General features: G+C 55.6%; 7 protein-coding genes. 4 read left to right on the forward strand and 3 right to left on the reverse strand.

What is annotated here, in order from left to right:
- Positions 1 to 14: 14 nt before the first annotated feature.
- A complete protein-coding gene (locus OC597_RS06510; RefSeq protein ID WP_261255400.1) occupies positions 15 to 575 on the reverse strand; it encodes a YniB family protein in 561 nt (186 codons plus the stop codon).
- 195 nt (positions 576 to 770) lie between these two features.
- Here OC597_RS06510 and OC597_RS06515 point away from each other — a divergent pair, with 195 nt between their 5' ends.
- From OC597_RS06515 to OC597_RS06530, 4 genes are all read left to right on the forward strand, one after another.
- Positions 771 to 2,048, forward strand: coding sequence for an HdeD family acid-resistance protein (locus OC597_RS06515; protein WP_262208067.1), 1,278 nt, complete (start codon positions 771 to 773; stop codon positions 2,046 to 2,048).
- A gap of 64 nt (positions 2,049 to 2,112) precedes the next feature.
- Positions 2,113 to 2,778, forward strand: coding sequence for a hexitol phosphatase HxpB (hxpB, locus tag OC597_RS06520; RefSeq protein ID WP_261255405.1), 666 nt, complete (start codon positions 2,113 to 2,115; stop codon positions 2,776 to 2,778).
- A gap of 399 nt (positions 2,779 to 3,177) precedes the next feature.
- Complete coding sequence (locus OC597_RS06525; protein ID WP_085116429.1) at positions 3,178 to 3,726, forward strand: metal-dependent hydrolase; 549 nt, start codon at positions 3,178 to 3,180, stop codon at positions 3,724 to 3,726.
- Positions 3,727 to 3,910: 184 nt separating this feature from the next.
- Positions 3,911 to 5,302 (forward strand): L-cystine transporter, encoded by a 1,392-nt coding sequence (locus tag OC597_RS06530; RefSeq protein ID WP_261255409.1) that lies wholly within the window; start codon positions 3,911 to 3,913, stop codon positions 5,300 to 5,302.
- Positions 5,303 to 5,365: 63 nt separating this feature from the next.
- On the opposite strand, the gene phnX is transcribed toward OC597_RS06530, so the two are convergent.
- Positions 5,366 to 6,175: a phosphonoacetaldehyde hydrolase gene (phnX, locus tag OC597_RS06535; protein ID WP_262208069.1), complete on the reverse strand. Its 810-nt coding sequence runs from the start codon at positions 6,173 to 6,175 to the stop codon at positions 5,366 to 5,368.
- A gap of 8 nt (positions 6,176 to 6,183) precedes the next feature.
- Complete coding sequence (gene phnW / locus OC597_RS06540; RefSeq protein ID WP_262208070.1) at positions 6,184 to 7,287, reverse strand: 2-aminoethylphosphonate--pyruvate transaminase; 1,104 nt, start codon at positions 7,285 to 7,287, stop codon at positions 6,184 to 6,186.
- Positions 7,288 to 7,477 lie beyond the last annotated feature (190 nt).

Consider the following 7,477-nt stretch of genomic DNA (forward strand, 5'->3'; position numbering starts at 1 on the left):
GACCTCATCTCATCTCAGGCCGCGCTGGCCAGTTGACCGAGCAGCTTGATCACAAACCAGGCGATCACCGCAATCACCACCGGCAAAATGTACAGCGGGAAATATTGCAGCAAGATGGTGTGGCGCGGCAGCGTAATGCGTTCTTCCAACTGCGCACGGGTATGCCCTTCGCTGCCCTTGGCCTGCTCGAGGATCATCTGGTCCTCCAGGCCTTCGCGAATGAACTTCACCTGACGTGACATGCGCGCACCTGAAGCCTGCAGCGCCAGCCCGACAAAAATCAGAATATAAATAACGATAAACATAAAATTGGCGCCGCTGAACAAGCTTTTCTCTACGTCAGGCACCGGCGAGTTATACCAAAAGATATTCAGGAACGGCGTATTGAAGCGCACCATATCGACCATCACATGGACAAAATCCAGCATCACCGCATTAATCCCTTTGGTTTTTTCACTGTGCTGATAAACAAACATCAACATTGAGATCAGCGTCGACAGCAACGCAGGGATAAAAACCACCCAGCCAAGAATACGTTTGATAATGGCAATGCGCCCAGCCTGTTGATACGTCATGTGTTCCCCTTGTAAGCGACGTAACCGTAATGGGCTAAGTCTACCTGTAGTTACTGAAACTCGCCCACCGTTTTCTTCAGCCTTGCTGTGCTACAAGCGTAGCCGGGTTTATCCGAAATCAACAGCTTAACGGCGTCTGCGCGTTACCATTAAATAGTTATATAGTTAAATCAATCCGTTTAGACAGGGGCCACCATGATCCGGCTGATTATCTTATTGTTGGGCCCACAGGCACTGCACGGTCAGCGCCGCCTGCTGATGCTGTTCGGCTGGCTGTGGATCGCCGTTGGCGCACTGATGCTGTTCGACATATTGCAGGATGGCCGTTCGGTACTGGCATTAGATGCATTGGCGGTCATGCTGGCGCTGGAGGGGCTGGTGGCAATCTCCGCCGCGCTGGTGATTGGCTCATCCGCCAGCCGGCCGGTGCTGCTGAAGGGACTGGGCTTCTTGTTTATGGCCTTTTTGATGCTGGACGTGCCAGCAGACGATAATATCGTCGCCACGCTGGTGTTTGGCAGCGCGCTGCTGCTGGACGGCGCAGTGCGTATCGCCTCCTCCACGGTGATCCAGCACAGTCGCTGGAAACCGGTAGCCTTGGCGGGCTGCGGCGAAATTCTGCTTTCGCTGATGATTTTTGTCGGCTGGCCGGCCCCCCACCGAATGACGGTGCCCTTTTGCCTCGGCGTGATGATCCTGCTTTCCGGCTGGGCGCTGCTGCGTATCGCCCGGCAGTTGGAGAGTTTTGCGCTGAATCAGATTCAGGCCCCGCCTGCGCCGCCGGTCAATGAAACCCTTCCACTCACCGTCTATGTCTGGACGCCGATCGGCTCGGCAAAAGACGCACGCCGCCGTTACATTGTCGATCGCTACATCGCCGCGGTGGATGGCGGTGGCAATATCTCCACCGGTCACGCCGCTTTGGCACTGGCACCCGATGTGTATATCAGCCACTACCCGCTTAACGATATCAGCCACTCGGCGCAGGATTTCCGCCAACTGCTGCATTCCGGCGAGCAGAACAACGTCAACGGGCGCTTTCTGCCCGGCCTGCAGCAAGAGGTTGCCGCCTGGTGCCCACCGGACAAAAAAATCCAGTTTCATCGCTATAACCCAACGGCACTGCGCACTTTCTGGCAACGCTATCAACAGGACAGTACCTACAACCTGACCCGGCGCAACTGTTCCACCACAGTTATTCGGGCGCTCGACAGCGCGTTGGAGGGCGTACTGGGCGATAAGCATCTGTGGCGTCGATTTCTGTTGCTGGTGCTCGATCCCAACCTGTGGATGCTAGCGGTGCTGCGCAGCCGTGGTGAAAGCATGACCTGGACGCCGGGGTTAGTGCTGGATTATGCACGTATGTTGCAGCAGGTCACTGAACGCCAGCACCAACGCTGGTGGCTAAAACTGCGAGAAATGTGGCGTATCCTGCGCTTTGGCAAAGCCTCGCCACGCAGGCAAAAGTTTTAGTCTCGGCGTCGGCGATGCTAAAGTAGCGGGCACATTCACCGGCGTCGGCAGGAGTTAACCGCTAATGGCCTATTCGCAACGCATTGAAACCGCTATTTTTGATATGGACGGTTTATTGATCGATTCAGAACCCCTGTGGCTACAGGCGGAACTGGATATCTTTGGCGCACTGGGATTGGACCTGTCCGATCGCCACAAGCTACCGGATACTCTGGGTCTGCGCATCGATCTGGTGGTAAAAATGTGGTACCAGGCCATGCCGTGGCAAGGGGTTTCGCAGGAAGACGTCTCTGCGCGAATCATCGAACGCGCCATCGAGTTAGTCCGTGAGAAGCAGCCACTGCTGCCGGGTGTGCACCAGGCACTGGAGCTGTGCCGCAGCCTGGATCTGAATATCGGCCTGGCTTCCGCCTCGCCGCTGCACATGCAACAGCAGGTGCTGCAGATGTTTGGTCTCGAAGGTTATTTTGATCAACTGGTTTCCGCCGAGTACCTGCCCTACAGCAAGCCGCACCCGGAGGTGTATCTGATCGCCGCCGAACGCCTGGGTAGCGATCCGCTGCGTTGTATCACCCTGGAAGACTCGTTCAACGGCATGATTGCCACCAAGGCCGCCAGAATGCGTTCAATTGTTATCCCGGCGCACGAATATCGCGATGATCAGCGTTGGGCATTGGCCGACCATAAGCTCGAGACGCTGGAACAGCTTACCGCGGACCACCTGGCGTAATCTGCACGGCATCGGTCTGCTCCCGGTGCCGTTATTCATCCCCGCTCAATCCCCTGCCACCGCCTAATTTCAAAATCTGGCGCTACGCCACAAAATAAATAAAACCTTATTTCATTTATATTGAATTACCGTACCACGCTCTCTATGCTGGGGCAGTAAGAAAGCGCCGGGGGATCGGTACAGGTTGTTACTGCCACGCAGCCTAATCCGGTCGCCCGGCGTTTTCGTTCCATTCAATCCTCGCGTCAGTTCAAAAACGCACAACCCTTAACCCCTTAAGATAACAAGCCGTTGTAAAACGGGATAAAATAAACAATTGGTTACAGGGTAACTGCTTCCACCACTGGGAATTTTCCCATATACTGGATAAATTAACAGTTTATCAGTCGGAACAGCAGTATGACCGCGGAAGGACATCTTATTTTCTCTGTCGCTTGCGCGATTTTCGCCAAGAAGGCCGAGGTAACACCGGAGCTGGCTACCGGCGATTGGTGGCATATTATCCCCGCCGCGCTGCTGACCTCACTGCTGCCCGATATCGATCACCCCAAATCGGTGCTGGGTCAGCGCCTGCGCTGGATTGCCATCCCGATCTCGCGTGCCTTCGGCCACCGTGGTTTTACCCACAGCCTGCTGGCGATCGCCGGCGGCATGGCACTGTTCCAGCTTGACGTGCCGCGCAGTTGGCCGATCCCGCCCGACGTGTTGCACGCCATGATTATCGGTTACTTCAGCCACCTGCTGGCAGATATGCTCACTCCGGCCGGCGTCCCCTTACTTTGGCCCTGCCGCTGGCGTTTTCGCCTGCCGCTGCTCAACTCCCAAAAAGGCAATCAACTCGAGCGTGCCCTGTGCCTGTGTCTGGTGGCTTTCGCCATCTATTGGCAAGGGGGTTGCACCCTTCCAGTGCAGTCATATTTTGAACAAATAAAAAATATCAGACTGTGATCACAAAAAAGCGGCCATTTAATCTTCACTCAGATGATTAATTAAACAAATCCGTGCACAAAGTTATATTAAATTCCATTTGGATATAAGTGAGCCGTTACGCAAACTGTTACGATATTTAGTATCGCTACGCCTTGGTGCATAGCCATTTTTATATAAGAAAAAATAATTGGAGACATTGGGGATGAATCTTCCGCTGGTTATTAACGTGGTGATTTTTGTCGCCCTCCTTTTGCTGTTGGCGCAAACCCGCCACAAGCAATGGAGCCTGGCGAAAAAAGTACTGGTTGGTCTGGTGATGGGTGTGGTGTTCGGTCTGGCACTGCAACTGGTTTACGGCTCGGACAACCCGGTACTGAAAGAATCCATCAGCTGGTTCAACATCGTCGGTAACGGCTATGTGCAACTGCTGCAAATGATTGTCATGCCGCTGGTCTTCGCCTCGATCCTGAGCGCGGTCGCCAAGCTGCATAACGCCTCTTCATTGGGCAAAATCAGCTTCCTGACTATTGGCACCCTGTTGTTCACCACATTGATCGCTGCACTGGTGGGCGTTCTGGTGACCAACCTGTTTGGCCTGACCGCAGAGGGTCTGGTACAGGGCACGCAGGAAAGCGCGCGCATGGTAGCCATTCAGAGCAACTACGTCGGTAAAGTGGCTGATCTGACCGTACCGCAACTGGTACTGTCGTTCGTGCCGAAAAACCCGTTTGCCGATCTGACCGGTGCCAGCCCAACCTCGATCATTAGCGTGGTGATTTTTGCCGCCTTCCTGGGTGTGGCTTCGCTGCAGTTGCTGAAAGACGATAAAGAGAAAGGCCAGCGCGTACTGGTAGCGATCGACACCCTGCAAGCCTGGGTGATGAAGCTGGTGCGTCTGGTCATGAAACTGACCCCGTATGGCGTACTGGCGTTAATGACCAAAGTAGTGGCCGGTTCCAACATCCACGACATCGTTAAACTCGGTAGCTTTGTGGTGGCCTCTTATCTGGGCCTGGCCATTATGTTTGGCGTGCATGCGGTGCTGTTGGCCTTCACCGGGGTTAACCCGGCGAAATTCTTCCGCAAAGTTTGGCCGGTGATCACCTTTGCCTTCACCAGCCGCTCCAGCGCTGCCAGCATCCCGCTGAATGTGGAAGCACAAACCCGTCGTCTGGGCATCCCTGAATCTATCGCCAGCTTCTCGGCGTCTTTCGGCGCGACTATCGGCCAGAATGGCTGTGCGGGCCTATATCCGGCCATGTTGGCGGTGATGGTTGCTCCTACCGTCGGTATCAACCCGCTGGATCCGGTGTGGATCGCCACGCTGGTGGGTATCGTCACCATCAGCTCCGCCGGTGTTGCCGGCGTGGGTGGCGGCGCAACCTTCGCCGCGCTGATTGTGCTGCCTGCACTGGGCCTGCCGGTCACGCTGGTTGCCCTGTTGATTTCGGTTGAACCGCTGATCGACATGGGCCGTACCGCACTGAACGTCAGTGGCTCCATGACCGCCGGTACCGTGACCAGCCAGCTGATGAAACAGACAGACAAGTCCATTATGGACAGTGAAGACGAAGTGGAACTGGCTCACCAGTAAATTTCGTCGGCAATAAAAAACCGGGGCAGCATTTGGCCCCGGTTTTTTATGTCTGAGAAAAGGTTATGGTCGTTCGCCGGACGCCAGCCGCTGGTTGATTTCATCAATCACCCCCGGCAGTTGCACCAGCGTATCAATCACATAGTGCGCCCCGGCGGCATACAGTTTGTCCGTCGCCAGCGCACGCCGCCGTTCAATCTCCGCGGTGCTCATTTGCTGGTATTCCTGCCAGGTAGCGCCAAATTCGTTGCCGGACAGCGCCAGCCCGATACTCCACATACCGGCATTCAGCCCTTCGCTAATGCCCGGCACCGCGTCATCCACTTTGACACAGTGCGCCACCGCATCAATACCCAGCGTAATCACGTTCTGCAACGCCATCCACGGGCCGGGACGGCCGCCCACGCTCAGGTCGTCGGTCGCCACCCAATGATCCGGCGCATAACCACGCAGCGCCGCGGCCGGTGCCAACACCTCCATCACCGCACGCGGATACCCTGAGCAGGAACCGATCTTGATGCCCTGCTCGCGCAGCGCCGCTATGACCGGTGGAACCCCCTCGATAGGCTCGGCAAAGTCAACCACCTTGGCAATTTGCAACGGCATAAAAGCCTGGTATAGCGCATCGATATCCTGCCGATTCATGGAGCGGCCAAGGCGCTGCCGCCAACGCGCATCCACCTCTGGCAGCTTACCCAGCGCTTCGATGTGCTGCCACTTACCCAACCCCATCGGAATGCGCGCCTCCGCCAGGCTAATGTCGATATCAAAGGTCTGCTTAAAGGCTTCAACAAAGATCTGCGTCGGCGCAAAGGAGCCAAAATCCACCGTGGTGCCGGCCCAATCGAGTATCACTGCGTTAATCTGCTTCATGCTCATCCTTAAAGATCCCAATACATCGCCTGCCCGACCGCGGTCAGCAAGCCTTCGATATCCTGCTGATAAATCTCGCCGATATTGCCAATGCGGAAGCAGTCACTCTGCGAGACTTTGCCTGGATAAATGACGAAGCCCTGTTGCTTGAGACGCTGATAAAACTCGGTAAAGCGGTAGGTTTCGGCCTTCGGCGAATAGAAGGCGGTAATGATTGGCGAGTGCAACCCATCTTCCAGCAAAGTCTCGAACCCCAGTTTGCGCATCCCTGCTATCAGACGTTGCTGGTTAGCGCGGTAACGGATGTTACGGGCATCAATTCCCCCTTCCTGCTCCAGTTCACGCAGCGCCTGCGCAAAGGCCAGCAAGGTGTGGGTCGGCGAGGTAAAACGCCATTTGCCGGCGTTATCTTCCATGCAGCGCCACTGGGCGTACAGGTCCAGCGAGAGCGAACGGGACCGTCCGGCGCACTTTTCCAGTTCGCTGCGGCGGGCAATCACAAAAGCGAAACCCGGCACGCCCTGAATGCATTTATTGGCAGAGCTGATCAGGTAATCAATGCCCAGCGCATCGACGTCCAACGGAATGCCACCGAAGCTGCTCATCGCATCCACGATCAGGGTTTTACCGTTACGCGCCGCCAGGCCCGAAACCCGCTCCAACGGATTGAGCATTCCGGTGGTGGTTTCGCAATGCACCATGGCGATATGGCTAATCTGTGCATCGCCTTTCAGCACCGTTTCCATGGCATCCACATCTGGCTCATTCACTTCACCACAGTGAAACTCGTGGTGGTTGATGTCCATCAGTCTGGCCATTTCGACCATACGTGCGCCGTAAGCGCCGTTATTGACGATCAGCAGTTTGTCCTGCGGCCCCATCACCGTGCCCAACACCGCCTCTACCGCAAAACTGCCGCTGCCCTGCAACAGCACCGAGGTATAACCCGTCGATTGAGTCGCCAGGGTCACCAACTTCTGACGAATACTCTGTACCACGCCCAGGTTGTAGTCTTCATCCCAGGTACAGCTATCGAACAGCATCGCCTCTTTCACCGTTTTTGAGGTGGTCAGCGGGCCGGGCGTCAACAGCAGGTAATTATGTTCAGACATTTCACTCACCCATTTGGTCTATACCAGATAGCGGGTATAGTGGCGGTAAATTTGCCTTCGGGTCAAACGGCAACCGCAGCTGAAACAAAAAATTCATCAGAGTGCCTCCGGGAAACCTCGGCCTTCAGGCCGGGGAGGAAAGGAGGCGGTTTTCGAGCTAACTTCTTTTTGTCTTTTCACGATGGCTCCT

It is taken from the genome of Serratia proteamaculans (assembly GCF_946227095.1).
GTDB classification, from domain to species: domain Bacteria; phylum Pseudomonadota; class Gammaproteobacteria; order Enterobacterales; family Enterobacteriaceae; genus Serratia; species Serratia proteamaculans_E.

Excerpts from the sequence above, each read along its gene's own strand:
- OC597_RS06510 (WP_261255400.1), bottom strand. The coding sequence starts at position 575 with ATGACGTATCAACAGGCTGGGCGCATTGCCATTATCAAACGTATTCTT.
- OC597_RS06515 (WP_262208067.1), top strand. The coding sequence starts at position 771 with ATGATCCGGCTGATTATCTTATTGTTGGGCCCACAGGCACTGCACGGT.
- OC597_RS06525 (WP_085116429.1), top strand. The coding sequence starts at position 3,178 with ATGACCGCGGAAGGACATCTTATTTTCTCTGTCGCTTGCGCGATTTTC.
- OC597_RS06530 (WP_261255409.1), top strand. The coding sequence starts at position 3,911 with ATGAATCTTCCGCTGGTTATTAACGTGGTGATTTTTGTCGCCCTCCTT.
- phnX (WP_262208069.1), bottom strand. The coding sequence starts at position 6,175 with ATGAAGCAGATTAACGCAGTGATACTCGATTGGGCCGGCACCACGGTG.
- hxpB (WP_261255405.1), top strand. The coding sequence starts at position 2,113 with ATGGCCTATTCGCAACGCATTGAAACCGCTATTTTTGATATGGACGGT.
- phnW (WP_262208070.1), bottom strand. The coding sequence starts at position 7,287 with ATGTCTGAACATAATTACCTGCTGTTGACGCCCGGCCCGCTGACCACC.